Source organism: Pseudoxanthomonas sp. SORGH_AS_0997 (assembly GCF_031453535.1).
Classification (GTDB): Bacteria; Pseudomonadota; Gammaproteobacteria; order Xanthomonadales; family Xanthomonadaceae; genus Pseudoxanthomonas_A; species Pseudoxanthomonas_A winnipegensis.
This window is the reverse complement of the sequence record NZ_JAVIZI010000001.1, coordinates 457,310-481,825: the sequence shown is the minus strand read 5'-3', so window position 1 is coordinate 481,825 and position 24,516 is coordinate 457,310. Positions and strand designations below refer to the sequence as shown.

Sequence of the window (24,516 nt, the reverse complement as noted above, 5' to 3'; positions counted from 1 at the left end):
GCCATGCGCCGCACGCCCCGCACCTGCCTGTCCCTGCTGATCGCCGCCACGCTGGCGGCCTGCTCCTCCACGCCGCCGTCGCCTGCTGCCCGGGAGCGTGCGATGGCGGCCGAAGCCGCCGAGCAGGCCGCTATCGCCGCGGACTCCTACCAGTCCGCCCGCCTGTTCTCACCCCCTGCACCGCCGGCCCCGCGACCGCCACCTCCGATGCCGCAGCGCGCCATGCGCATGGCGGCCGCCGGGATCGCGGCGCCCCTGCCCGCCGCCGTGCCGCCACCGCCCGCGGTCGATACCGAGCGCTACGCCCACCAGGACGACAACCCGGTGCGGCGCACCGACGAGCAGCCGGTCTCGACCTTCTCCATCGACGTGGACACCGGCAGCTACAGCAACGTGCGGCGCATGGTCCGCGCCGGCGAGCGCCCGCCGGCCGACGCGGTGCGTGCAGAGGAGTTCATCAACTACTTCGACTACCACCATCCCGCACCCGAAAGCCCGCAGGTCCCGTTCCGCGTCACCACGCAACTGGCCCCGGCGCCGTGGAATTCCCAGCGCCAGGTGCTGATGATCGGCATCAAGGGCTACGCGCTGCCCAAGCGCGAGCTGCCGCCGTCCAACCTGGTGTTCCTGATCGACACCTCCGGCTCGATGGACGCGCCGGACAAGCTGCCGCTGCTCAAGCAGTCGCTGGCGCTGCTGGTGCCGCAGCTGCGCGCGCAGGATCGCGTCTCGATCGTGGTCTACGCCGGCTCGGCCGGACTGGTGCTGCCGCCGACCCCAGGCGACGCCCACGCCAAAATCCTGGCCGCGCTGGACCGGCTGGAGGCCGGCGGCAGCACCAACGGCGGCGCCGGCATCGCCCTGGCCTATGCGATGGCGCGCCAGGCCTTCATCCCCGGCGGCAGCAACCGCGTGCTGCTGGCCACCGATGGCGACTTCAACGTCGGCACGGTCGACCAGCGCGCGCTGGAGACCCTGGTCGGCGATGCGCGCAAGGCGGGCGTGGCGCTGAGCACGCTGGGTTTCGGCCAAGGCAACTACAACGATGCACTGGCCGAGCGCCTGGCCGATGTCGGCGACGGTCAGCACGCCTACATCGACTCGGACCGCGAGGCGCGCAAGGTGCTGGTGCAGCAGCTGCAGGGCACGCTGCTGACCATCGCGCGCGACGTGAAGATCCAGGTGGAGTTCAACCCCGCGGCGGTGGTCGAGTACCGCCTGATCGGTTACGAAAACCGGGCCCTGGCGCGCGAGGACTTCGCCAACGACAAGGTCGATGCCGGCGACATCGGCGCCGGCCACGAGGTAACCGCGCTGTACGAGCTGACCCCGGCCGGATCGGGCGCGGCGCGCCTGCCGGCGCTGCGCTACGGCGCCTCGTCGAAGCCTTCCGGCGATGCCCGCGAGGTCGCCGACCTGCGCTTGCGCTACAAGCGCCCCGGCGAGGACACCAGCCGCCTGATCGAGGTGCCGATCCTGGCGTCCTCCGCGCAGGCCCAGCCCGGCGCCTCGCTGCGCTTCGCCAGTGCGGTGGCCGGCTATGCCGACCTGCTGCGCGGCGGCACGCGCTTCGACGGCTGGGGCTGGGACCAGGTGATCGCCACGGCGCGGGCGGCCAGCGGCGAGGATCCGGACGGCCTGCGCCATGAGTTCGTCGAACTGGCGGGCCAGGCCCGCGCGCTGGTGGCGCCGGGCCAGGGTGAAGGCATGGCGGTGGCGCCGGTGCCGGCGGCGGTGCACTAGAGCGCGCGTTCGCCCAGCACCGGCCCGGGGCGGCCGAGCAGATAGCCCTGCGCGTAACTGCAGCCCAGTTCGCGCAGGGCGGCCAGCTGCGGCGTGGTCTCCACGCCCTCGGCGATGGTCTCGATGCCCAACGTGCCGGCCAGGGCCAGGATGGCGCGCACCAGGGCCAGGCTTTCCTCGCGATGCTCCTCGCCCAGGCCGGCGATGAAGCTGCGGTCGATCTTCAGCGCCGAGATCGGGAAGCGATGCAGATACGACAGTGCCGAGAAGCCGGTACCGAAATCGTCCAGCTGCGCCAGCACGCCGCGCGCACGCAGCTGTTCGAGCATGCGCAGCGCGCGCGGGGCATCGTCCAGCAGCGCGATCTCGGTGATCTCCACGCGCAGCTGCGCCGGATCGGCATGATGCTGGTCGAGCAGCCGCAGCAGCCGGCTGGCGAAATCGGGCGAACGGAAGTGCCGCGGCGAGACGTTGACCGAGACGTAGCCGTCCACGCCGGCGCTGATGCGGCTGACCACCTGCTCGTAGAGCAGCCAGTCGATCTGTTCGATCAGGCCGCTGTCCTCGCCCTGGGCCAGGAACTGCCCCGGCAGCAGCAGGCCACGGCGTTCGTGGTGCCAGCGCAGCAGCGCCTCGTGGCCGACCACCGCGCCATCGGACACGCGCAGGATCGGCTGGAAATGCGGACTGAAGTGCTGGCTGTTGATCGCACGGCGCAGGTCGGCCTCCAGGTCCAGGCTCTGCATCGCCGCCTCGCGCATGTGCTCGTCGAACACCGCGCTGCGCTCGCGCCCTTCGGCCTTGGCCCGGTACATCGCCGCGTCGGCGTCGCGCAGCAGGTCCTCGCCGCGCTGGTAGCGCGGATGCCAGGCGGCGATGCCGATGCTGGCGGCCGGGAACAGCTCGCGCCCGGCCACCCACATCGGCCGGTTGAGCGCTTCGAGCAGGCGCGAGGCGAACTCCACCGCCTCGTACGCGCCGCGCCGGCAGGCGATCACCATCGCGAACTCGTCGCCGCCCAGGCGCGCGACCAGGTCGCCCTCGCGCACCTGCGAGGTGATGCGCCGCGCCACCTCGATCAGCAGTTCGTCGCCTGCGGCATGACCGATGGAGTCGTTGACCAGCTTGAAGCGGTCCAGATCCATGAACAGCACCGCGAAGTGATGCCCCGGATTGGCCTGGGCGCGGGCGATGGCGGCGGTCAGGCTCTCGAGCAGGAAGGCGCGGTTGGGCAGTCCGGTCAGCGCATCGTGCGTGGCCTGATAGGTCAGGCGCTGCTCGGCGCGCAGGCGCTCGCCGATCTGCGCCATCAGCTTGGCGTTGGCCTCGGCCAGTTCGAAGGTGCGCGCCTCCACGCGCGCCTCCAGCTCCAGGTGCGCGGCGCGCAGCGACTCGCGCGCGCGCTGCCGGGCCAGACCGGCGCCGAAATGGTGGGCGACGAAGGACAGCAGGTTCTGGTCGTGCAAGGTGTAGTGCACCTCGCTCGAGTAGCTCTGCACCACCACGCAGCCACGGGTCTCCCCGCCCTGGTCCAGCGGCACGCCCAGCCAGCTGTAGGAGGGCGGGCCGTGCTGGATCACCTGCCCGCTGGCCACCAGTTCGGCCACGTCCTCGGCCTCGGCCAGCAGCGGCCGGCTGGTGCGGATGACGTACTCGGTCAGGCCGCGGATGGCGCGCCGCGATCGGCGCGCCGGATCCTGCTGATCGACCGAATACGGGAAATGCAGCGTCTGGCCATCGTCGTCCAGCAACGCGATGTAGAAGTTGCGCGCCACGATCAGCTCGTCCACCACGCCGTGCACGGCGGCGTAGAACTCCTCCAGCGAGGCCGAGGTGTTGGCCAGCTCGGTGATGCGGAACAGCGCGGTCTGCAGCTTCTCGGCGCGGCGGCGCTCCTGGATCTCGGCCTGCAGCTCGCGGTTGGTCAGCTGCAGTTCGCGGGTGCGCGCCTCGATGCGCGCCTCCAGCTCCTCGTGCGCGTGGCGCCGGTCCAGCGCGGTGAGGATGTGCTGGGCCACGTAGCTCAGCAGCGCGCGGTCCTCGTCGGTGTAGCTGGCCGGGGTGTCGTAGCTCTGCACCACGATCGCGCCGCAGACGCGGTCGTCGCGCCGCATCGGCACGCCCAGCCAGTCCACGCTTTCCGGGCCATGGCTGGCGTCCAGCGTCACTCCCAGACGCTGGCTCACCGCCGCCGACGGCCCGCGCATCGGCTTGCCGTGGTGCAGCAGGGCCAGGGTCATGCTGTTGCGCATCTCCTCCTCGCCGAACTCGCGCTCCGGATCGGCCACGTAGGGGTCGATCAGATCGGCGAAGTAGAGGAAGCGCATCGTGCGGCGCACCTCGTCGTAGAGCACGATGTAGCAGTTCTCCGCGTACATCAGCGTGCCGACCACGGCGTGGATGCGGGCCAGCATCTCGCTCATTTCCAGATCGGCGCTGGCCAGGTCGGCGATCTCGTACAGCGCCTGCTGCAGGCGCTTGGACTTCTCCAGGGTGACCACGCGGGCCGCGGCCCGCTCGGCCTCGAGCACGGCACCGATCAGCGCCTGGGCGGCGGCCTTCCAGGCAGTGACCTGCGCCGGCGCCAGCGGCGCGGCCAGGCTGGCGGCCAGGGACATGCGCGCATTGCCTTCCACGTTGGACCAGGCCAGCAGCAGCTCGTCCTCGTTGCGGACCACGTGCTCGGGGTTGTCCCACAGCGCCTGCTCGGCGCGCCGGCGCAGTGCCGGGCCGGCGCCTTCGCTGGCCGCGCCACCGGCGCCGATCGCCCAGTCCCGCCAGCAGGCCACGACCTGCGAGCTGTCGGGCAGCAGGCCGCACAGGACCTGCGCCACGGCGTCCGCCGCCACGGCGCTGATCCCGGCCTGCTGCACGGCAGTGGCGGTCTGGCCCGACATCGATTCCCCCCAGTCACTGCGATTACACAGAGCAGATGCACACTTCGTGCCAGCTTCCAGCCGGCCGTGTGACGGTGGCGCGACCCCGCACCGGGCACATGGACGTTGCTCCTTCCATGCCTGCGGCCCGACCGAACGCGCGAGTATACGGACGCCCGCCCCGCACGCGAGGCCGCGGCCCGTGGCGGCCCGCCGACTTTGAGACGCAGGCCTCACCCCGTAGGCTAGCGGCGGTGAACGATGCCGCCGAGCCCGCCGACGACGCCCTGATGCTGGCCTACGCCGCCGGCGACGTGCGCGCCTTCGAGCTGCTCTACGCGCGCCATCGCGGGCCGCTGTACCGCTTCCTGCTGCGCCAGCTGCGCGATGGCGCGACCGCCGACGAGCTGTTCCAGGACGTGTGGCAGCGGGTGATCGGCGCGCGCGCCAGCTGGCAGCCGGAGGCGCGCTTCGCGACCTGGCTGTATCGGATCGCCCACAATCGGCTGAACGATCACTGGCGCGCGCTCAAGCATCGTCCGCCGGCACCGGAAGACGCCGACGCGCGCACCGAACGGGTCGAGGACCCGCAGACCCCGGAGCGCCAGCACAGCGACTTCGAATCGCGCCGGGAGCTGCAGCGCGCGCTGGACGCGCTGCCGGACGAACAACGCGAGGTGCTGCTGTTGCGACTGGAACAGGAACTGACCCTGGAGGAGATCGGCCAGATCACCGGCGTGGGCCGCGAGACGGTCAAGTCGCGCCTGCGCTATGCCATGGACAAGCTGCGCGCGGGGCTGGGCCGATGAGCCGAGAGCCGCTGACGCCGGAAGAGCGCGCCCTGGCCGAGCGCCTGGCCGCCGGCAATGCGCGCGCCGAGCCCGGCCCGGCGCTGGACGCGCGCATCCTGGCCGCGGCCCGCGCCGCCGCGGAAGAACCCGCGCCCACGCACGACGCGGGCCCATCCCTCTCGCCCGCCCCCCCGGTCGCCATCGGCGCGTCGCGTGCGCGCCGCCCGCGCCGGCGCTGGTCGCTGGGCCTGGGTGTGGCCGCCTCGCTGCTGCTGGCCGTGACCCTGGCCTGGCAGCTGCGTCCGCAGCGCACCACGCAGGTCGTCTACGAAGAGGCGCCGGCCACGCCCTCGAGGCCCGCCTCGCCGCCCGAGCCCGCGGCGGCTGCGGATCGGGTCCAGGCCGTTGCTCCCGCGTCGGCTCCGGCATCTGCTCCGGCATCGGCCCAAACTCCGGCCCAAGCCGAACCAGACGCCGCCCGGCGCCGTGCCACGCGCAAAGCAGCGCCGCCCCCGCTGCCCGCCGCCGTGCCGCCCCCGCCAGAGGCGCCGTTAGTGGCGCCGGCCGAGCAGACGAAGCCCCTGCCCCAGGCTGCGGCTGGGCAGGCCGCACCCATGCCGTCGGCGGATGGCACCCAGACAGAGGCGTACTCGGCCGCGTCCACACCCCCGCCGGCCTCTGCAGTTGCACAGCCGCCAGCGCCGGCACGTGCCGCCGATCTCTACACGCCGCCCGCCCCACCAGCACCGCCCGCCCCTGCGCCGAACGCCGTGGCACCGCCGCCTCCACCCCCGCCGCCCGCTGCCACGCAGGCGCTGTCGCGCAAGGTCGAGCGCCCGACCGAAACCGCCGCCGTACAGGAAGACCGCAATTCCCATGCCGGGCGCGCCGCTCCGCCGGCCGGCGGAGCGCTGGGCACGACCCAGGCTCAGGGCGCCGGGGACATTCCGCCGCCGCGCACCATCGACATGCCCGGCGATCAGACGCCGCCCGCGCTGGAACGCGCCCTGGCCGAGGACCGCGCCCTGCCGCCCGCGCAATGGCTGCAGCGCATCCGCCTGCATCGCTTCGAGGGCGAGGGCGCGCTGGCCCGCGCCAGCCTGGCCGCCTTCGTCCAGGCCCATCCCGAGCAGCCGATCCCCGAGGATCTGCGCGCGCTGCTGCCATGAGCGACACCCTGGCCGCGCCGCTGCGGCACGAACAGCTGGTCAAGCACAGCCGGTTCCTGGTCCAGGCCGGGCCGGTGGACTCGGCCGAGGCGGCCATGGCCTTCATCGCCGCGGTCAGCGACGCCGACGCCACCCACAACTGCTGGGCCTGGCGCGTCGGCGCGACGTTCCGCTCCAGCGACGATGGCGAACCCGGCGGCAGCGCAGGCCGGCCCATCCTGGCGGCGATCGACGGCGCCGGCTTCGACCGGATCGCCGTGGTGGTGACGCGCTGGTTCGGTGGGATCAAGCTGGGCGTGGGCGGGCTGGTGCGCGCCTACGGCGGCAGCACCGCCAGCGCGCTGCGGCAGGCGCCGCGCGTGCCGCTGGTGGCCATGGCCGGGCTGGAGATCGGCTGCGGCTTCGACGACCTGGGCCATGTGCACGCGGCGCTGGCGGCGTTCGCCGCGCAAAAGGACGCCGAGCGCTTCGACAGCGACGGCGCGGTGCTGCAGGTGCAGCTGCCGGCCGAGCGGCGCCAGGCGCTGGAACACGCCCTGCGCGAGGCCACCCGCGGGCGTGTGCACTGCCGCGACGCCGCGCCGGCGCATTGAAAACCCCGCCGCCCACCGCCACCCATGGCAGGATGCGCGCCGGCCCGGCCGCTGCGGCCTGACGCTCCACGCCAGCGCCTGCGCCGACCGCCGACGCGCGTTGGCCGGATCGCCGCCGGCGCCTCCCCTCTCGACTGGTTGTCCGCACCGATGAATTCCCAAGCCCAGACGCTTCCCGCCACCGGCGCACCCGACGCGCGCCCAAAGGCCCGGCTGGGCAGCCTGCGCGCGCTGTGGCCGTTCGTGCGCGCCCACATGGCGCTGTTCGTGAGCTGGCTGGTGGCCCTGGCGGTGGCCTCGGGCGCGACCCTGAGCCTGCCGTACGCCTTCAAGCAGATGATCGACCAGGGCTTTTCCAGCGGGGCGAACATCGACCGCGCCTTCCTGGGCCTGTTCGGCGTGGCGGTGGTGCTGGCGCTGGCCAGCGCCGCGCGCTTCTACTTCGTCTCGCTGCTGGGCGAACGCGTGGTGGCCGACCTGCGCCGCAAGCTCTATGCGCACCTGCTGGGCCTGGACGCGCAGTTCCACGACCGCACCCGCAGCGGCGAACTGGTCTCGCGCCTGTCGGCCGACTCGGAACTGCTGCGCAGCGTGGTCGGCAGTGCGATGTCGGTGGCGGTGCGCAGCTCGGTCACGGTGATCGGCTCGGTGGTGATGATGTTCATCGCCAGCCCGCATCTGGCCGCCTTCGCCCTGGTCGGCATCCCGGCGGCGGTGGTGCCGATCGTGCTGGGCGCGCGCAGGCTGGGCCGCATCGCGCGCGCCAGCCAGGACCGCGTGGCCGACGCCAACACCCTGGCCAGCGAGTCGCTGGGCGCGGTGCGCACGGTGCAGGCGCATGCGCGCGAGCCCTACGAGCAGGCGCGCTTCGAGGCGGCGGTGCAGGTCTCGGTGCAGACCGCGCGCAAGCGCATCCGCGCCCAGTCGCTGGTGACCGCCGGCGCGATCACGCTGGTGTTCGGCGCGATCACGCTGGTGCTGTGGTCCGGCGCGCACGACGTGATCGCCGGGCGCATGAGCGCCGGCACGCTGGCGCAGTTCGTGCTGTATGCGCTGATCGGCGGCGGTTCGGTCGGTTCGCTGGCCGAGGTGTGGAACGAGCTGCAGCGCGCGGCCGGCGGCATGGGCCGCATCGGCGAACTGCTGGACGAATCGGCGCACGTGCGCCCGCCGGCCCAGCCGCTGCCGCTGCCGCGCCCGCTGCGTGGGCAGGTGCAGTTCGACCACGTCTCGTTCCGCTATCCCACCCGGCCGGATGCGCCGGCGCTGGACGACTTCACCCTGGACATCGCCCCGGGCGAGACGGTGGCCCTGGTCGGCCCGTCCGGCGCGGGCAAGAGCACGGTGCTGTCGATGCTGCTGCGCTTCCACGACGTGGACGCCGGCGCGATCCGCATCGACGGGCTGGACCTGCGCCAGCTGGACACCGCCGCGCTGCGCGAGCAGATCGCGCTGGTGCCGCAGGCGCCGACGATCTTCGCCGCCAGCGCCGCCGAGAACATCCGCTACGGCCGGCTCGAGGCCACCGACGAACAGCTGCACGCCGCCGCGGTGGCGGCCGAGGCCGACGGCTTCCTGCGCGAACTGCCCGAGGGCTACGACAGCCAGCTGGGCGAACGCGGCGCGCGCCTGTCCGGCGGCCAGCAGCAGCGCATCGCCATCGCCCGCGCGCTGTTGAAGGACGCGCCGATCCTGCTGCTGGACGAGGCCACCAGCGCACTGGACGCGCAGAGCGAGCGCGCCGTGCAGAGCGCCCTGGAGCGGCTGATGGCCGGGCGCACCACGCTGGTCATCGCCCATCGCCTGGCGACCGTGCTCAAGGCCGACCGCATCGTGGTGATGGACCGCGGCCGCATCATCGCCCAGGGCACGCACGAGTCGCTGATGGCCCAGGGCGGGCTATACGCCGAACTGGCGCGGCTGCAGTTCATCGACTGAGGCCGCTGGCGGCCGTGTGCAGATGACGCCGGCGCGGCTCACGCGCCTTTACGGTGCACGTTCTCAGGCTGGTCGCCTGTTTCCCTCGCGAGATCGCCATGAGTTCCGCCGACAATCCCCGCATCCCCAAGGACATCGCCAAGGTCGAGCTGACCGAGGAGTGGGAGCTGGCCTACTGGACCCGGCACTTCAACGTCAACGAGCAGGACCTGCGCGCCGCCGTGCAGGAAGCCGGCACCGCCACCGACCAGGTCAAGCGCCACCTCGAATCGCGCCCGCAGCAGTCCTGATCCGCCGCCGGTGCGCCACGCTCCCACGCTCAGGCTTCGCCACGCGCTCGCCGGCTGTCTGATGCTGCTGCTCGTCGGCTGCAGCACGACGCCTTCGATGCGCCCGACGGCTTCCAGCGCGGCGGGCGCGACCTTTCTGCTGGTGCCCAACGCCGACACCGCGGCGGGCAACGACGAAGACCCGCCCCTTTCTCCCGCAGGGCTGGCCCGCGCCCAACGGCTGGCGCAGGCGCTGGCCGACGCGCCGCTGGCGGCGATCTACACCGACGAGTTCCAGCGCACCCAGCAGACCGCCGAGCCGGTGGCCGTGCGGCATCCGCGGGCGCAGCGCCTGCGCTACTTCTCGCGCGGACCGGCCGACGACAGCGCACGCCAGTGGCGGGCGGCGCATGCGCACGACACGGTGCTGGTGGTGGGCCAGCCCAGCACGCTGGCGCCACTGGCCGATGCGCTGTGCGGGTGCACCGTGCGCCCGCTGCGCGACGGCGAGACCGATCGACTGCTGCGCATCCACCTCTCCGCGCGCACTGCGGCCCAGGTGCAGGACATGCGCTACGGCGGACCTTCCCCATGACGAGTCATGTCTTCGCCGGCTGGGACGGCAGCATCGCCGGCGCGCGCACCCTGCAGGAGCGGCTGGCGGCGCGCGTGGTGCTGGAGGATCGCGTGCCCGCGGCGCCGCGCACCATCGCCGGCTTCGACGTCGGCTTCGAGGACGAAGGCCACACTACGCGCGCGGCCGCCGTGCTGCTGGATGGCACGAGCCTGCAGCTGATCGCCAGCACGGTCCAGCGCGTGCCGACCTCGATGCCTTACGTCCCCGGCCTGCTGAGCTTCCGCGAGCTGCCCGCGCTGGTGCAGGCGCTGGAGTTCCTGCCGCAGGTACCGGACCTGGTCGTGGTCGATGGCCAGGGCATCGCCCATCCGCGCCGGCTGGGCATCGCCGCGCATTTCGGCGTGGTCACTGGCCTGCCCACGCTCGGCGTGGCCAAGCAGGTGCTGTGCGGGCGCTTCGAGGCGCCCGGACCGCAGCCCGGCGAGCACACGCCACTGATCCATCGCGGCGAACAGATCGGCTGGGCCCTGCGCAGCAAGCTGCGCTGCAATCCGCTGATCGTCTCGCCCGGCTTCGGCATGACGATGGACGGCGCGCTCACCTGGACCCGCGCCCTGCTGCGCGGCTACCGCCTGCCCGAACCCACGCGCCTGGCCGACCGCCTCGCCTCGCGCCGCGGCCCCATGCCCGGCGACACACCGCAGCTGCCGCTGGCCTAGCCGCAGCGCCAGCCCCTCCCCTTTCGCGTAGCGAAGGGGGAGGCTGGGAGGGGGTGCTTTTGCTGTTGCTTTCTCTGCGAAGAGCACCCCTCCCCATCCCTCCCCTTGGCCTGCGGCCAAAGGGAGGGGGCAAAAGCGCGCAGCGCCTCGGCAGACAAGCCACAAGCCACGCCCCTCCCCTTTCGCGCAGCGAAGGGGGAGGCTGGGAGGGAGTGCTTTTGCTGTTGCATTCTCTGCGAAGAGCACCCCTCCCCCTCAGTCGCTAGCCGCGACTTCGAGCTCCCCTTGGCCTGCGGCCAAAGGGAGGGGGCAAAAGCGCGCAGCGCCTCGGGAGACAAGCCGCAAGCCACGCCCTCCCCCTTTTCGCGCAGCGAAAAGGACAACGCGGATCGACGACCTCGCACGGCAGTCGCAGCGATCCAGCGCAGGCTATCGTCAATCGCGCATCCCATCGGAAGCGACAGATGCAGGCCCTGTGGCCGAGCCGGGCGCGAGATCCGCAGGCTTCTCGCGCACGCCGAGCTCGAAGTAGCTCTGCGGCATCAGCCGTATCCGCAGCGGGTGGCCCGCGTCGGCGATGGATTCATCGCTCACCGCGCCGCCGGTGCCGTAGTTGATCTGGACATAGGGGCGCTTGGGCACGCCCACCACCGCCACGATGCGGCTTCCGGGCGCCAGCAGGCGCGCGGTCAGCGTCTGGCTCTGGAAGGACAGCACCTGCGTGCGCCCCGGCCGCAGCAGGTGTCTGAGCGTTCGGTCCTGCATATAGCTGGCTCGACCCAGATAGGACGCCAGATCCAGGTAGCGACCCTCGGGCGTCTGTTCGTAGAAGTCGACCTGCAGGTCGAAGTCTTCCTTGTTGGTCACCAACTGCAGTCTTGCCTGGAACAGGCCGTCGATTTCCAGAGGCTCTCGCAATCTTTCGGTCCGGAAGACCAGCGCATTTCGCGTATCGGGCACTCCGCGCGGAAGGCTCAGATCCGCATCGCGACGATCATTGAAGTCGACGGACAGCGTCGGCGCGGCTGGTCCGACCGGCAAGGCGCTGAACAGCAGACCGTCCGCATCCCGCGTCCCGGACAGGTAGAGACGTCGACGTTCGGTCGCCATCGCTCCCAGGGTCGCGACGTGTCGCCAGGTGTTCGCACCCATGACCTGGAAATTGATTCGATCGCGCAGGACGTCCGGCAGCGGCGCGCCGCGGAAGACATGATCGAACCAGTCCAGCCGCACCTCCTGCAGATCGATCAGGGCCGCCTGGTCGACCTGCTCGCCGTTGACGCTGGCGAGCGCGCCGGTCTGCATCGCGATGTGGTGGTAGGGACCGACGAGCAGGCGATGATCGGCGTCGGGCCTGTACCGGTAATGCTGCTCCAGGTAGTAGAGGGCACCGACCATGCCCCCGTCGTAATACCCGGTCTGCACCAGCACCGGGATGTCGATCGCGGCGAACTCACGGCCGTAGGGGATGAGCTGCTGCCAGTACCGATCGTAGTCGGGATGGTCCAGCCAGGCATCGAAGACGGGGTTGGGCGTTCCATCGATCCTGTCCAGGTCGCGATACGGTGCCCCGCTCCGATACCACTGCCGCTGCAGCCGCTCCCAGTGGTCCCGGTCTCCGTAGGTCTGGTCGTCCAGCCACTTGCACGTGGCGGTGTAGAGCGGCCATGGATAGATGAAGCTCTGGAAGACGCCGCCCTGCATCGGCGTGTCGATACCGGGCGCATTGGTCGCATGGGTCGCCAGCGCCTTCAACGCCGGTGGACGATGCTTGGCCGCGGCCCACTGCGTGAATCCGTTATAGCTGCCGCTGAACATGCCCACCCGGCCATCGCTCCAGGCCTGCCTGGAAAGCCAATCGATGACCGTGTCCGCATCGCGGCCATCGTGGACGTAGGGCACCACCGGGCTCGGACTGCTGCCCCGTCCCTTGCCCCGCGTGAAGGCGACCACGCCCATATAGCCGCGTCCGGCCATCTGCACCGCATCGTCCAGCGCCCAGTCGTCCCGCGCGTAGATCGTGAAGTTCAGCAGTGCGGTCAACCGCGCACCCTCCAGGTGACGCTGGCGCACCAGCAGCGCGTCGATCCGGGCGCCATCGGAAGTCGGAATCAGGACCCGCTGCATCGAGAAGCGCCGCTCCAGATCGGCCTTCAGCAAGGTCTCCGACGCAGGCAAGAGAAAGCGCCAGGCCGCCGTGGCTGCGCGCGCCGCGATCAGGGCCTCCGGGGCTGCGCACCTCGCTGTCGCCGGATCCGGGCAGGCGCGCGCCTGTTTGGCCTCTTCAGCCTGGAGCGCGTCGAGGTCGACCTGGAACGCAGGAAGAATCCGCGCGATGCGGTCGTCCGGCAAACTGGCGACGAACTCGTTGAACGCCTGCGCCAACGCCTCGCCGGGCGCCTGACCCTTGGCTTCGTGGCCTTTGGCCCTGGCATAGAGCTGCCACGGCACCAAGGCCGGCACGCGCCGCGGCTCGACCGACCGGTACAGGTCGCTCAGCTTCTCCAGCGTCGCCTCTGCCGCGCCGTAGCGCCCAGCGGACAACTGCAGCCGGTAAAGCGTCACCAGATCGTCGGGTTGACTGGCGCCTTCGTAACGAGGGATCAGCGCCGCCGCCGCGTCCGTCGCGGCCTGCCCGGGCGGTGCCGTCCAGCCGATGCAACACGCCAACAAGCCTGCGAAGGCCACCCAACGCAAACGGGACAGGATCATGCGGGACCGCTCCTTTCGGACCGGGCCGGGGGCGACGCCTCCTGCTCACCCGATCGTGTTGTGGGCGGCGATCGTCCTGAACCGGCAGGACACCGTGTCAGAAATTCGGCGAGTGGACACTTCCGGACGGCGAACGGGACCTCGCCGCGGTCAGAGCACCCGGCTCCTCAGCAGGCTCGCGCCTTCCCGGCTGGTCGAGATGGTCTGCCCCGTCTCCAGATGCAGCAGCAACCGCCCGCCGCCCGCCGACTCCAGCCGGGCGATGCGGTCGGTGTTGACGATCCAGGAGCGATGGACGCGGACGTACTTGGCCGGGTCCAGCGAACCGGCGAACTCGGCCAGGGTGACCCGAACCAGATGCTTGCCGGTCAGGGTCGTCACCTCCGCGTAGTCGCCTGCGCCGCCGATGCAGACGACCGATCCGATGTCGAGCGGGCGAAGCTCGTCGCCGATCCTGACGAAGTAGCGGGACAGCGCCGCGTCCATCCGGGCTTCGGGTTCCGGCGGCGTGAGGGAGGGCGCCGGTTCCGGCACAGGGTCCAGGGCAGGCGCGCTGTCGAACTCTTGCGCCGTCTCGGCCGCCTGGACCGCGAGGTCGCCGGCGGGTGCCCCCGCGGTCTGGCCGGCACCGGCTGGAGCCGCCACCCGCATCTGCACGGAAAGATAGGAAGCCGCGGCGATCAGCGCGTAGGTCGTGAAGTTCTGAAGCGACTGCCAGGCCGCCCCGCCGCCCTTGAACGGCCGCACCACGAAACCATCGGGCGCGGCGCCGAAGAAGAAGCCGAGCAGCACGATCAGCAGCCAGTACGAGAGCAGCATGAACATCGCGCACAGCACGGCATGGGCCAGCAGCTGGACCGTGGCGGGTTTGCCGATCAGGTATCGGACGACGATGCGCCTGACGGCCAGGCCGAAGAGCACCACCGGCAGGGTGTTGGCCAGGCCTCCCAGCAGGGATCCGGCCAGATCCAGGCCGAGCGCGAACCGGAGCGTGACCGTATAGGCGACGAAGACCGCCAGGACCGCGCAAAGATCAAAGTTCCGCTGCTTCATCACTCGTTCCGCGCGACAGGCGAGCCCATGCGCCCGGCTTTCTCCCGTGCATCTTAGCGATGGGCCCGGCGGCCGGACGCCGGCCGCCGCGTGACGGACTTGCTACCCGACCTGCAACAATCCGTTGTGCGCGATCGTCAGGCCGAGCTCCCGGCCGGCATGCGATCCTGCCGGCCTTTCGAACCGGAGCAGACGCCAATGACCGCCACCGTCATCGAACCGCGCGTGCACGACCTGGGCGGTTTCCAGGTCCGCCGCGCCGTGCCCACGCTGCAGGCGCGCAGCGTGGGGCCGTTCGTGTTCGTCGATCACATGGGGCCGGCCGAGTTCGACGCCGGGCACGGCATCGACGTGCGCCCGCATCCGCATATCGGCCTGGCCACGGTCACCTTCCTGTGGGAAGGCGCCATCGGCCACCGCGACACGCTCGGCTCGGACACGGTCATCCGGCCCGGGGACGTGAACTGGATGACCGCCGGCCGCGGCATCGCCCATTCCGAGCGCAGCCCGCAGGCCGAGCGCGTGGACCACGCGCCGCTGCACGGCATGCAGACCTGGGTGGCGCTGCCGAAGTCCGATGAGGAAGTCGCGCCGGAGTTCTACCACCATGCCGCCGCCACCCTGCCGCACTGGGACCAGCATGGCGCGCGCCTGCGCGTGATCGCCGGCCGCGCCTGGGGCCGCGAATCGCCGGTGCGCGTGTACTCGGACACCTTCAACGTCGCCCTGGATCTGGCGCCGGAGGCCGAGCTGGCCATCGACGACAGCGCGGTCGAACGTGCGCTCTACATCCTGGACGGTCAGGCCCAGCTGGACGGAAGCGATGTGCCGATGCGCCACCTGATCGTGCTCGAGCGCGGCACCCGCCCGGTGCTGCGCGCCAAGACGCCGCTGAAGGCCATGCTGGTGGGCGGCGAGCCGCTCGATGGCCCGCGCCATCTGTGGTGGAACTTCGTGTCCAGCTCCAAGGAGCGCATCGAGCAGGCCAAGCAGGACTGGCTGGAGGGCCGCTTCGGCCGCATCGCCGGCGATCCGGAGTTCATCCCCCTGCCGGAACGTTGACGCGGCGCACGTTCGGCAGCGCCGGAGCCTTGCGCCGGACCAACACGCGGGGCCGGGTTTGGCTTATGTTGCAGTGCGATGCCGGCGCGCCCGGCATCGCCCGCACGACGCGTCGATCGGGCGGCCCGCACCAGCGTGCGGGCGCGCAGGGGAGCTCCAAGGGTGCGCAGCACGGCCCGGACGAGGCGTTCGTCTTCCATCCACCGCGCATCGCCCCTGGCGCGATGCGCCTTGCGCATTGGGGATCGTTCGATGAAAGACTGCCTTGCCTCCGCCGCCGGCCTGCTGCTGTCGCTGGCCGCCGCCGGCGCGTCCGCCCAGTCCACGGCCGGTTGCCCGCAGTTGCCGGCCGGCACCGGGCTGCACTGGGAACGCAGCGGCACCGCCGCACTGGTGATCTGCAAGGCCCTCGACGCCGCCGGCCAGCAGGCCTTCGGCGTGATGCTGGCCGCCAAGGAGCCGGACAAGCCGGCCGGCGCGCGCGAGGAGAAGACCGAGATCGACGGCCGCAAGGCGCGCTGGTACCACACCCGGATCGCCAATCGCCCCGACGCGCGCAGCCGCATGGCCGTGATCGAGCTGGGCGATGAGCGCTGGGCGCAGGTCTGGATCGATGCCCCCAGCGAGGCCGCGCTGCAGGCGGCGATGGCCACCGTGGGCACCCTGCGCTTCGACCCGGCCTCGATGGCCGACGCCAACACCCGCCGCTGAGCCATCGCCCCGACGACGAAAAGGCCGCCTCGAGGGCGGCCTTTTCGTTTTGCGGCGGCAGCGCACGCGGCTTTCCGACCGGTTCGCGCTAGAAGCGGCCTTCCTGGAAATCGACGAAGGCCTGCATCAGTTCCTGGCGGGTGTTCATGACGAACGGGCCGTGGCGCACCACCGGCTCGCGCAGCGGCCGGCCGGCGACCAGAATCACGCTTGCGCCCTGCGCCCCGGCCTGCAGGACCAGCGACTCTCCGCCACCAAGCACCGCCAGCGTGCGGCTGGGCAGTTCGCGCGCGCCCTCGCCCTCGCCCACCGTGACCTCGCCTTCGTAGGCATAGGCGAAGGCGTTGTGGCCTGCGGGCAGGGTGTAGGTCCAGCGCGCGCCGGGCGCCAGCGCGATGTCCAGGTAGAGCGGGTCGGTCGCCGGCTGCACGATCGGGCCGGTCACCTCGCCGACCGCACCGGCGATCACCTTGACCTCCACGCCCGCGGCCGGCGTGGCCACCGGGATGCGCTCGGGGGCGAATTCCTGGTACTTGGGCGCGGTCATCTTGTCCTTGGCCGGCAGGTTGACCCACAGCTGGAAGCCGCGCATGCGGCCGGATTCCTGCTCGGGCATCTCCGAATGCACCAGGCCGCGCCCGGCGGTCATCCACTGCACGCTGCCCGGGGTAAGCAGGCCTTCGTTGCCATGGTTGTCGCGGTGGCGCATGCGCCCGTCGAGCATGTAGGTCACCGTCTCGAAGCCGCGGTGCGGGTGCTCGGGGAAGCCGGCCAGGTAGTCCTCGGCCTTGTCGGTGCCGAACTCGTCCAGCATCAGGAACGGATCCAGATCCGGCAGCTCGGGCGTGCCGATCACGCGGGTCAGCTTGACCCCGGCGCCGTCGGAGGCGGGCATGCCGCGCACGGTACGGACGATGCGGGCCGCAGGGGCGGTGTCGTTCATGGCGTTACTCCAGAAGGCTTGCGTCTGGCCAGATGATGGCGACGCCGCGCGGCCGACAGTACCGCCACGCCGCGCAACGATCCATTGCGGCGGGCGACGGCCGGGGCTGCGGGTGGCAGCAAAGATTGTCTATTGGTTGGAACGCGCGGTCTAAGCAGTCCGGCTTCGGAGGGGCAGCGGTCCGGCGGGCGGTGTCCGCTTTTCCCTCGGTCAGGGCATCCTGCCCTGACTCGGGCGCTCGGCATCCTGCCTCGCTCGTCGCGGCCACCGCCCGCCGGCCCGCTGCCGCGCACGTCAGCTCACAGGACTTCGGTTTGCGGGGTCGTGCTAACCCCTCCGTTGCGCACAACGCGATCAGTGACGGGAAGTTATCGACTTGAGGCCCCCTCCCTTTCGCCATAGGCGAAGGGGAGGGACGGGGAGGGGTCGGGGCTTTACCGGGCAAGCCACCGAAGCGAAGAGCAAAAGCACCCCACCCCGGCTCTCCCCTTCGCCTTCGGCGAAAGGGAGGGGGCAAAGCGCGGCTCGGTCCGCCCTAGATGGCGGACCGAGCCGGGGATCCACGTCCGGCCAGGTCGAGGCTGGTTGGCGAAGTGGTCTTGCCGGCCACGCATTGGTATCAGCGAGACGCAGGAGAACGGCCATAAAAAACCCCGCCGGAGCGGGGTTCAAGAAAACGGTGCGAGATCGGCTTCTTCAGGTGGCCGGGGTGATGTTGGACGCCTGCGCGCCCTTGGGGCCCTGCGTCACCTCGTAGCTCACGCGCTGGCCTTCCTGCAGGGTGCGGAAGCCTTTGGCGTTGATCGCGGTGTGATGCGCGAAGACATCGGCGCTGCCATCTTCCGGCGCGATGAATCCGAAGCCTTTCGCATCGTTGAACCACTTGACGGTACCGTACGGCATAGCTCTTTGTATCCCCAGATTGGATCGGTGGTGTTGCGCTGCCAGGTAGCCGCGCAATTCCGAGTATGCAAAGACGCGGGGAGCTTGACAATCACCCGCGCGCCAGTTCGCCCACCAACTCCGCCATCCCAGAGGACGCCGCCGCCACATTGGCCAGCACCTCGGCCATGGTGATCTCCTCGCCGGTGCCGCAGCCGGCGGCCCAGTTGGCCACGATCGCCAGGCAGGCGTAGTCCAGGCCCAGCTCACGCGCCAGGCCGGCCTCGGGCATGCCGGTCATGCCGACCAGGTCGCAGCCGTCGCGCTTCATGCGCGCGATTTCCGCCTTGGTTTCCAGGCGCGGGCCCTGGGTGGCGCCGTAGCAGCCGCCGTCGACCACCTTCACCCCCGTCACCCGCGCCGCGGCCAGCACCTTGTGGCGCAGCATCGGCGTGTAGGGATCGCCAAAGTCCACGTGCAGCACCTCGCCGCCCTCCTCGCACAGCGTGGAGATGCGGCCCCAGGTGTAGTCGATGAGCTGGTCCGGGCAGGCCAGCACGCGCGGGCCGAAGCGCTCGGTGATGCCGCCGACCGTGTTGAGCGCCAGCACGCGCGTGGCGCCGAGCTGCTTGAGCGCGGCCAGGTTGGCGCGGTAGTTGACCTTGTGCGGCGGCAGCGAATGACCCTCGCCATGCCGCGCCAGGAAGGCCACGCGCCGGCCCAGCACCGTGCCCACCCGCACCGGACCCGAGGGCGCGCCGTAGGGCGTGTCGACGTGGCGGGTTTCGACATCGTCCAGCGTGGCCAGCTTGTAGACGCCGGTGCCGCCGATGACGGCCAGGTCGATGTGCTGGCTCACGCGTCCTCCTTCATCGCGTAGATGGCCGGCAGGTTGCGCAGGTGCTCGTGCACGTCCATGCCGAAGCCGAACACGTAGCGGTCCGGCACTTCCACGCCGACGTAGTCGGCCGAGACCTCGGCTACCGCGCGGTCGTGGCGCTTGACGGTGAGCGCGGCGATGCGCACGTCGGTGGCGCCCTGCTCCAGGCACCACTGGCGCACGGCCAGCAGGGTCAGGCCCTCGTCGAGGATGTCGTCGACCAGCAGCACGCGGCGGCCGTACAGCGCGGTGGCCGGGCGGTGCTTCCACACCAGCTCGCCGCCTTCGGTCTCGCCGCGGTAGCGGGTGGCGTGCAGGTAGTCGTACTGCAGGTCCAGGCCGCGCAGGCCCAGCTCCAGCGACAGCTGGCCGGCGAAGGGCAGGCCGCCGTGCATGATGGTCAGGAACACCGGCACCTCGCCGGCGTAGTCGCGCGCGATGGCGTCGGCCATCGTGGTGATGGCGGCATCGATGGTCGGGCGATCCACCAGCAGGTCGGCGTTGGCCAGGGCCTGGCGGATGGTCGGAGCGGTGTTGGACATCAGGCGGTTCCCTTGGGCAATGACAGGCGCGCGAGCGCGGATTCGTGGCGCGTATCGGCCAGCAGGCCTTCCCACGCGCGCGGGCCGCGGCCGATCAGCCCGATCAGCGCGGCGGTGTTGAGTGAGCGGCCTTCGACGGCGCGCAGCGCCTCGTCGACGACCTCGGGATGGCAGGCCAGCACCACGTCGCAGCCGGCGTCCAGGTGCAGCGCCACGCGCCGGGCGACGCCGCCGGCAGCGTGCGCGGCGGCCATGGAAATGTCGTCGGAGAACACCACGCCGCGGAAGCCCAGCTCCTCGCGCAGCAGGCGCACCCAGCGCGGCGAATAGCCGGCCGGCTCCGGCGCCACCGCCGGGTAGACCACGTGCGCCATCATCACCGCATCGGCCCCGGCGTCGATGCCGGCGGCGAAGGGCACCAGGTCCTGCGCCTGCAGTTCGTCCAGCGGGCGCGGATCGGTGGCGACATCGACGTGGGTGTCCTCCAGCACGGTGCCGTGGCCGGGGAAATGCTTGAGCGTGGCGGCCATGTCGGCCGCGTGCATGCCGGCCACGTAGGCGCGGGTGAGCGCGGCCACCACCTGCGGATCGGCGGCGAAGGCGCGGTCGCCGATGGCGCGGTTGCCGCGGCCCAGGTCGACCACCGGAGCGAAGCTCAGATCCACGCCGCTGGCGCGGACTTGGCTCGCCATCAGCCAGGCGTGTTCGCGCGCCGCTTCCAGCGCGCCGGCCGGATCGGTCGCGTACTGCGCGCCGAAGCTGGCCAGCGGCGGCAGCGCGGCGTAGCCGTCGCGGAAGCGCTGCACGCGCCCGCCTTCCTGGTCCACGCACACCAGCACCGGACGCGGCGCCGCTTCCCGGATCGACGCGCTCAGCGCGCTGACCTGTTCGCGCGAGGCGAAGTTGCGCGCGAACAGGATCACCCCGGCCACCGCATCGTGCTGCAGCCAGTCGCGTTCCCTGGGGGCCAGTTCGGTGCCGGCCAGGCCGATCACGAGCATTGGGTCGAAACTCCGTGGGCCGCACTTGCGCGGGGGGTCAAGATTGTCGCAGAAGCACAAGTCGGCGGGCGGCATGGGCGCCGGACGCGGGAGGCGGCCCGGTTCAGCCCGCCGTGCCCGAGGTCTGGGCGGCGCGCTCGGCCTCGCTCCACTGCGCATACGGCCGGTCGGCCAGCGCCAGGTTGTAGTAGCGCGGCTGGTCGGTCACTTCCGCGCCGAGCCAGGCCGGGCGCTCGAACGGCTCATCGGCGTGAGCCAGCTCGATCTCGGCCACCACCAGCCCGGCGTTGTCGCCGGCGAACGCGTCGATCTCCCACAGGTGCGCGCCGACCTGCACCAGGTGCCGGGTCTTCTCCACGCGCCCGCCCACGCACAGCTGCAGCAGGGCCTGGGCGTCGGCGACCGGGATCGGGTACTCGAACTCCTGGCGCGTATGCCCGACCTGGCGCGACTTGATGTTCAACGCCGCCGCCTCGCCCTCCAGGCGCACCCGCACCGAGGCCAGCTGCGCACCCCCGGCCACCACCGACAGGTCGTTGAGATAGCCCTGCGCCATCGGAATGGCGCGATGCGCCGCCGCGCGCCACTCCTCGTTAGCCAGCAGGAACTTGCGTTCGATTTCGATGCCCATGGGTTGCCTGTGTGTGGGGGGAAAACAAGTGCGCCCTGCTTTTGCCCCCTCCCTTTCGCGCAGCGAAGGGGAGGGCTGGGGAGGGGTCGCTCTTCGCGGCAAATCAAGAGCAAGAGCAAAAGCACCCCTCCCCCTCAGTCGCTAGTTCGCGACTTCGAGCTCCCCTTTGCGCTTCGCGCAAAAGGGAGGGGGCGAAAGCGACTACCGCTCGAACAACGCGATCGACTCCACATGCGCGGTCTGCGGAAACATGTCCATCGCCCCCGCCGACACCAGCCTGAAGCCGCACTCGTTGACCAGATAGCCCGCATCGCGCGCCAGCGAGCCGGGATGGCAGCTGACGTAGACGATGCGCGAGAACTGTTGCAGCGGCAGCTGCCGCAGCACGTCGATCGCGCCCGAGCGCGGCGGATCCAGCAGCAGCTTGTCGAAGCCGGCGCGCATCCACGGCGCATCGCGCTGGTCGGTGGTCAGGTCGGCGGCGAAGAACTGCGCATTGGACAGCCCGTTGCGCTGCGCGTTCTCCTGCGCGCGCGCCACCAGCCCGGCCTCGCCTTCCACGCCGACCACCTCGCCCACCAGCCGCGCCAGCGGCAGGGTGAAGTTGCCCAGGCCGCAGAACAGGTCCAGTACGCGCTCGCCCGGCTGCGGATTCAGCAGCGCGAAGGCATGCGCGATCATCTTCTCGTTGAGCTTGCCGTTGACCTGGATGAAGTCCAGCGGCCGGAACGCCAGCTCGATGTCCCACGGCGCCAGCCGGAAGGACAGCGGCACCTGCGCCGGCCACAGCGGATGCACGGTGTGGTTGCCGCCCGGCTGCAGGAAGATGGCGAAGTCCTGCTCCTGGGCGAAGGCGGTCAGGATGTCCAGGTCGTCCTGCACCAGCGGCGCCAGGTGGCGCACCACCAGCGCGATGGCCGCGTCGCCGGCGATGAACTCGATCTGCGGGATGTCCGCGCGTCCGGCCAGGCGGTCGATGCACTGCGCCAGCGCCTCGATGCGGAAACCGATCTGCGGGATCAGCGTATGGCATTGCCGCAGATCGGCGACGAAGCGCGGATCCTGCTCGCGGAAACCCACCAGGGTCTTGTCCTTCTTCTCCACGCGCCGCACCGAGAAGCGGCCCTTGCGCCGGTAGCCCCAGCTGCCTTCGTGCAGCACCGGCAGCACGCTGGCCGGCGCGACGTGGCCGATGCGTGTCAGGTTCTCCAGCAGCGTGTGCTGCTTGTAGGCGATCTGCTTGGTCTCCTCCAGATGCTGCAGCACGCAGCCGCCGCAGGTGCCGAAGTGCGGGCAGCGCGGCGTGACGCGGTCGGGCGAGGCGTCGAGCACCTCCAGCGTGCGCGCCTCGTCGAAGTGCTTGCTGCGCGCGGTCTGCTCCACCCGCACCCGCTCGCCCGGCAGCGCGCCGGTGACGAACACGGCCTTGCCCGATTCGCCGGGCACGGTGGGGGGACGGCGGGCCACGCCGCGGCCGTCGTGGCTCAGGTCGTGGATCTCAAGGTCGAACGGGGTCTTGTCGATGCGCGGGGAACGGGCCACGTGGCGATGAGCTGCGTGCGGGGAATCGCGTATTGTCGCAGAAGCGCCGGGGCCGACGCCCGGCGCGGCCCGCCGCCGCGAAAGGAGCCCGCATGGCCGCCACGCCCCACATCCTGCTGGTCGAGGACGATCCCACCACCAGCGAGTTCATGCGCGCCGCGCTCGAAACGCTGCCGGCCACCGTGGCCGTGGCCCGCAGCCAGTCCGAGGCGCTCGCGACCGAGGGCCGCTTCGACCTGTGCCTGGTCGATGCCAACCTGCCCGATGGCCGCGGCGATGCCTTGCTGGCCCGCCTGCGCGCGCGCCAGCCGGCGCTGCCGGCGCTGGCGCACACCGCCGACCCCTCGCCCGGCCTGCACGCCGCGCTGTGCGCCTCCGGCTTTGCCGCGGTGGTGGTCAAGCCGGTCGGCGCGGCCTCGCTGCGCCAGGCCGCGCGCGATGCGCTGCAGGCGCGCACCCCGCCTGAGACCGCGGCCATCCGCACCTGCAGCGACGAGGTGCCGGTGTGGGACGACGCGGCGGCGCTGTCGGCGCTGGGTGGGAACCTCGAGCATCTGCAGACCCTGCGCGGGCTGTTCCTGCAGGAGCTCGACACCCAGGCCGCCGCCATCGAGGCCGCCCTGGCCGCCGACGACCTGCCTGGCGCCCACCAGCAGCTGCACCGCCTGCGCGCCAGCAGCGGCTTCGTCGGCGCCGCCCGCCTGCACGCCGCCGCCAAGACCCTGGACGCCAGCCTGCCCGACCGCGCCGCCCAGGCCGAATTCCACGCCGCCTGGCAGCAGACGCGCGCCTGAGCCACCACCTGTCGGTAGAGCGGAGCTTGTGGCAATCCCCTCTTGGGGACTCCGCTGCTCTTCGTTCGGTTCCTCGGGAAGCCTCCAGCGGAGCAAGCTCCGCTCTACAGGGAGGCGGCGATCTGATCGGAAGAGGCAGGCGCTCCCACCCGTGTTTCAGGTGGCGTCTTCGCTGGTGGCCGAGGGTGTCGACGGGCGCGGCAGCGCGGCCAGCATGTCCCAGGACTTCAGGCCGCGGGCGCCCAGGTGGTGGGCCAGCAGCTGGCGCATCGCCCGGCGCAGGTCGGCCAGGTCGGCCGCCTCGGGCTGGGCGTCGGAGGCCAGCGCCAGCAGCGCGCGGCCGCTGGGCGCCGAGGCGCGCTCGCCGCTGCGCTCGCTCAGCAGCCGGCGCGGGCCGTGCTCGGGGTCCAGGCGGTAGCGCGCGGCCGGGTCGACCGGCGCGCCGTCGCCATCGTGATCGAGCACCAGGCCGAAACCGATCGCCTCGAGCAGGTCGCGCTCGAAGCGGCGCAGCGACCACGCCAGCGGCTCGTCGTGGGCCAGGCGCGCGCGCACCCGCGCATAGGCCAGATACAGGTCCGGCAGCGGGTCCTGGCGCGGGGCCAGGCGCAGCACCAGCTCATTGATGTAGAACGCGGCGAGCATCGCATCGCCCTGCAGGCGCGGCGCGGCGTCCAGCGCCTCGGCGCCGGTCAGCCGCCCCAGTTCGCCGCGCAGCTGCGCCTCGAGCCGTATGTGCTGCAGCGGCTGCAGCGCCGCGCGCAGCACCTGCTTCTTCGGCCCCTGCACGCCCCGCGCGACCACGCCCAGCCGGCCATGGCCGGCGCTCAGCACCTCGACCAGCAGACTGGTCTCGCGCCAGGGCCGGGTGTGGAGGATGAAGGCGGGCTGGTCGATGTTCACAGCAGGGGCCAGAGGTCAGGGGCCAGGGATCAGAGAAAAGCAGCATTGCGGCGCGAACCGCCGACCATCCGTCGGGCTTCGATGGAGGCAGAGCAGACACGCAATGCAGACGTTCTCCCTGACCCCTGGCCCCTGGCCCCTGACCCCTGGCCCCTGACCCCTGACCTCTGGCCCCTGACCTCTGG

General features: G+C 71.5%; 22 protein-coding genes. 11 read left to right on the top strand and 11 right to left on the bottom strand.

Features of this window, described 5'->3' with window-relative positions; all coding sequences use genetic code 11:
- The first annotated feature begins 3 nt into the window (after window positions 1-3).
- Window positions 4-1,743 carry a VWA domain-containing protein gene (locus tag QE438_RS02270; protein ID WP_306992865.1) on the top strand — a complete coding sequence of 580 codons (1,740 nt, stop codon included), beginning with the start codon at window positions 4-6 and terminating at the stop codon, window positions 1,741-1,743.
- Here QE438_RS02270 and QE438_RS02265 read toward each other — a convergent pair.
- Window positions 1,740-4,640, bottom strand: coding sequence for an EAL domain-containing protein (locus QE438_RS02265; protein ID WP_307184035.1), 2,901 nt, complete (start codon window positions 4,638-4,640; stop codon window positions 1,740-1,742). The genes QE438_RS02270 and QE438_RS02265 overlap by 4 nt on opposite strands.
- A gap of 233 nt (window positions 4,641-4,873) precedes the next feature.
- On the opposite strand from QE438_RS02265, the gene QE438_RS02260 reads away from it, so the two are divergent.
- The 7 genes from QE438_RS02260 to nfi all read left to right on the top strand — a co-directional run bounded on the left by QE438_RS02260 (window position 4,874) and on the right by nfi (window position 10,675).
- Window positions 4,874-5,428: an RNA polymerase sigma factor gene (locus QE438_RS02260; protein ID WP_306992867.1), complete on the top strand. Its 555-nt coding sequence runs from the start codon at window positions 4,874-4,876 to the stop codon at window positions 5,426-5,428.
- Complete coding sequence (locus tag QE438_RS02255) at window positions 5,425-6,579, top strand: hypothetical protein (RefSeq protein WP_306992869.1); 1,155 nt, start codon at window positions 5,425-5,427, stop codon at window positions 6,577-6,579. Before QE438_RS02260 ends, QE438_RS02255 begins: the two co-directional genes overlap by 4 nt.
- Window positions 6,576-7,172 (top strand): YigZ family protein, encoded by a 597-nt coding sequence (locus QE438_RS02250; RefSeq protein ID WP_306992871.1) that lies wholly within the window; start codon window positions 6,576-6,578, stop codon window positions 7,170-7,172. The genes QE438_RS02255 and QE438_RS02250 overlap by 4 nt, the downstream gene beginning before the upstream one ends.
- 150 nt (window positions 7,173-7,322) lie before the next feature.
- Window positions 7,323-9,110: an ABC transporter transmembrane domain-containing protein gene (locus QE438_RS02245; protein ID WP_306992873.1), complete on the top strand. Its 1,788-nt coding sequence runs from the start codon at window positions 7,323-7,325 to the stop codon at window positions 9,108-9,110.
- A 98-nt stretch (window positions 9,111-9,208) separates the two neighbouring features.
- Entirely contained in the window at window positions 9,209-9,400 is a 192-nt protein-coding gene (locus QE438_RS02240; RefSeq protein WP_130520139.1) for a DUF3606 domain-containing protein, read from the top strand.
- A 61-nt stretch (window positions 9,401-9,461) separates the two neighbouring features.
- Window positions 9,462-9,974 (top strand): histidine phosphatase family protein, encoded by a 513-nt coding sequence (locus QE438_RS02235; RefSeq protein WP_306992875.1) that lies wholly within the window; start codon window positions 9,462-9,464, stop codon window positions 9,972-9,974.
- Window positions 9,971-10,675 carry a deoxyribonuclease V gene (nfi, locus tag QE438_RS02230; RefSeq protein ID WP_306992877.1) on the top strand — a complete coding sequence of 235 codons (705 nt, stop codon included), beginning with the start codon at window positions 9,971-9,973 and terminating at the stop codon, window positions 10,673-10,675. Before QE438_RS02235 ends, nfi begins: the two co-directional genes overlap by 4 nt.
- A gap of 435 nt (window positions 10,676-11,110) precedes the next feature.
- Here the strand turns inward: nfi and QE438_RS02225 are convergent, their stop codons facing one another.
- Window positions 11,111-13,387 carry a CocE/NonD family hydrolase gene (locus QE438_RS02225; protein ID WP_306992880.1) on the bottom strand — a complete coding sequence of 759 codons (2,277 nt, stop codon included), beginning with the start codon at window positions 13,385-13,387 and terminating at the stop codon, window positions 11,111-11,113.
- Between the two features lie 150 nt (window positions 13,388-13,537).
- Window positions 13,538-14,440 (bottom strand): LytTR family DNA-binding domain-containing protein, encoded by a 903-nt coding sequence (locus QE438_RS02220; RefSeq protein WP_306992882.1) that lies wholly within the window; start codon window positions 14,438-14,440, stop codon window positions 13,538-13,540.
- Window positions 14,441-14,638: 198 nt separating this feature from the next.
- Here QE438_RS02220 and QE438_RS02215 point away from each other — a divergent pair, with 198 nt between their 5' ends.
- Both QE438_RS02215 and QE438_RS02210 read left to right on the top strand, forming a co-directional pair.
- The gene (locus tag QE438_RS02215; protein ID WP_130523543.1) at window positions 14,639-15,502 is read left to right on the top strand and encodes a pirin family protein; all 864 of its coding nucleotides are present in this window, start codon (window positions 14,639-14,641) and stop codon (window positions 15,500-15,502) included.
- A 252-nt stretch (window positions 15,503-15,754) separates the two neighbouring features.
- Window positions 15,755-16,213, top strand: a complete 459-nt coding sequence (locus QE438_RS02210; RefSeq protein ID WP_306992885.1) for a hypothetical protein — start codon at window positions 15,755-15,757, stop codon at window positions 16,211-16,213.
- Between the two features lie 88 nt (window positions 16,214-16,301).
- Here the strand turns inward: QE438_RS02210 and QE438_RS02205 are convergent, their stop codons facing one another.
- The 7 genes from QE438_RS02205 to rlmD all read right to left on the bottom strand — a co-directional run bounded on the left by QE438_RS02205 (window position 16,302) and on the right by rlmD (window position 22,634).
- Window positions 16,302-17,156 carry a pirin family protein gene (locus tag QE438_RS02205; protein WP_306992887.1) on the bottom strand — a complete coding sequence of 285 codons (855 nt, stop codon included), beginning with the start codon at window positions 17,154-17,156 and terminating at the stop codon, window positions 16,302-16,304.
- A gap of 696 nt (window positions 17,157-17,852) precedes the next feature.
- Window positions 17,853-18,059: a cold-shock protein gene (locus tag QE438_RS02200; RefSeq protein WP_130520125.1), complete on the bottom strand. Its 207-nt coding sequence runs from the start codon at window positions 18,057-18,059 to the stop codon at window positions 17,853-17,855.
- Window positions 18,060-18,150: 91 nt separating this feature from the next.
- Window positions 18,151-18,897, bottom strand: coding sequence for an S-methyl-5'-thioinosine phosphorylase (locus QE438_RS02195; RefSeq protein WP_306992891.1), 747 nt, complete (start codon window positions 18,895-18,897; stop codon window positions 18,151-18,153).
- Window positions 18,894-19,460 carry a hypoxanthine-guanine phosphoribosyltransferase gene (locus QE438_RS02190; RefSeq protein WP_130534432.1) on the bottom strand — a complete coding sequence of 189 codons (567 nt, stop codon included), beginning with the start codon at window positions 19,458-19,460 and terminating at the stop codon, window positions 18,894-18,896. The genes QE438_RS02195 and QE438_RS02190 overlap by 4 nt, the downstream gene beginning before the upstream one ends.
- Window positions 19,460-20,461 carry a beta-N-acetylhexosaminidase gene (gene nagZ / locus QE438_RS02185; RefSeq protein WP_306992893.1) on the bottom strand — a complete coding sequence of 334 codons (1,002 nt, stop codon included), beginning with the start codon at window positions 20,459-20,461 and terminating at the stop codon, window positions 19,460-19,462. Before nagZ ends, QE438_RS02190 begins: the two co-directional genes overlap by 1 nt.
- Window positions 20,462-20,564: 103 nt before the next feature.
- The gene (locus tag QE438_RS02180) at window positions 20,565-21,092 is read right to left on the bottom strand and encodes a CYTH domain-containing protein (RefSeq protein WP_306992895.1); all 528 of its coding nucleotides are present in this window, start codon (window positions 21,090-21,092) and stop codon (window positions 20,565-20,567) included.
- 201 nt (window positions 21,093-21,293) lie between these two features.
- Complete coding sequence (gene rlmD / locus QE438_RS02175; protein WP_306992897.1) at window positions 21,294-22,634, bottom strand: 23S rRNA (uracil(1939)-C(5))-methyltransferase RlmD; 1,341 nt, start codon at window positions 22,632-22,634, stop codon at window positions 21,294-21,296.
- Between the two features lie 92 nt (window positions 22,635-22,726).
- Here rlmD and QE438_RS02170 point away from each other — a divergent pair, with 92 nt between their 5' ends.
- On the top strand, window positions 22,727-23,428 hold the full coding sequence (locus tag QE438_RS02170) for a response regulator (protein ID WP_306992899.1): 702 nt from the start codon (window positions 22,727-22,729) through the stop codon (window positions 23,426-23,428).
- Between the two features lie 156 nt (window positions 23,429-23,584).
- Here the strand turns inward: QE438_RS02170 and recO are convergent, their stop codons facing one another.
- Window positions 23,585-24,331 carry a DNA repair protein RecO gene (recO, locus tag QE438_RS02165; RefSeq protein ID WP_306992901.1) on the bottom strand — a complete coding sequence of 249 codons (747 nt, stop codon included), beginning with the start codon at window positions 24,329-24,331 and terminating at the stop codon, window positions 23,585-23,587.
- Window positions 24,332-24,516 lie beyond the last annotated feature (185 nt).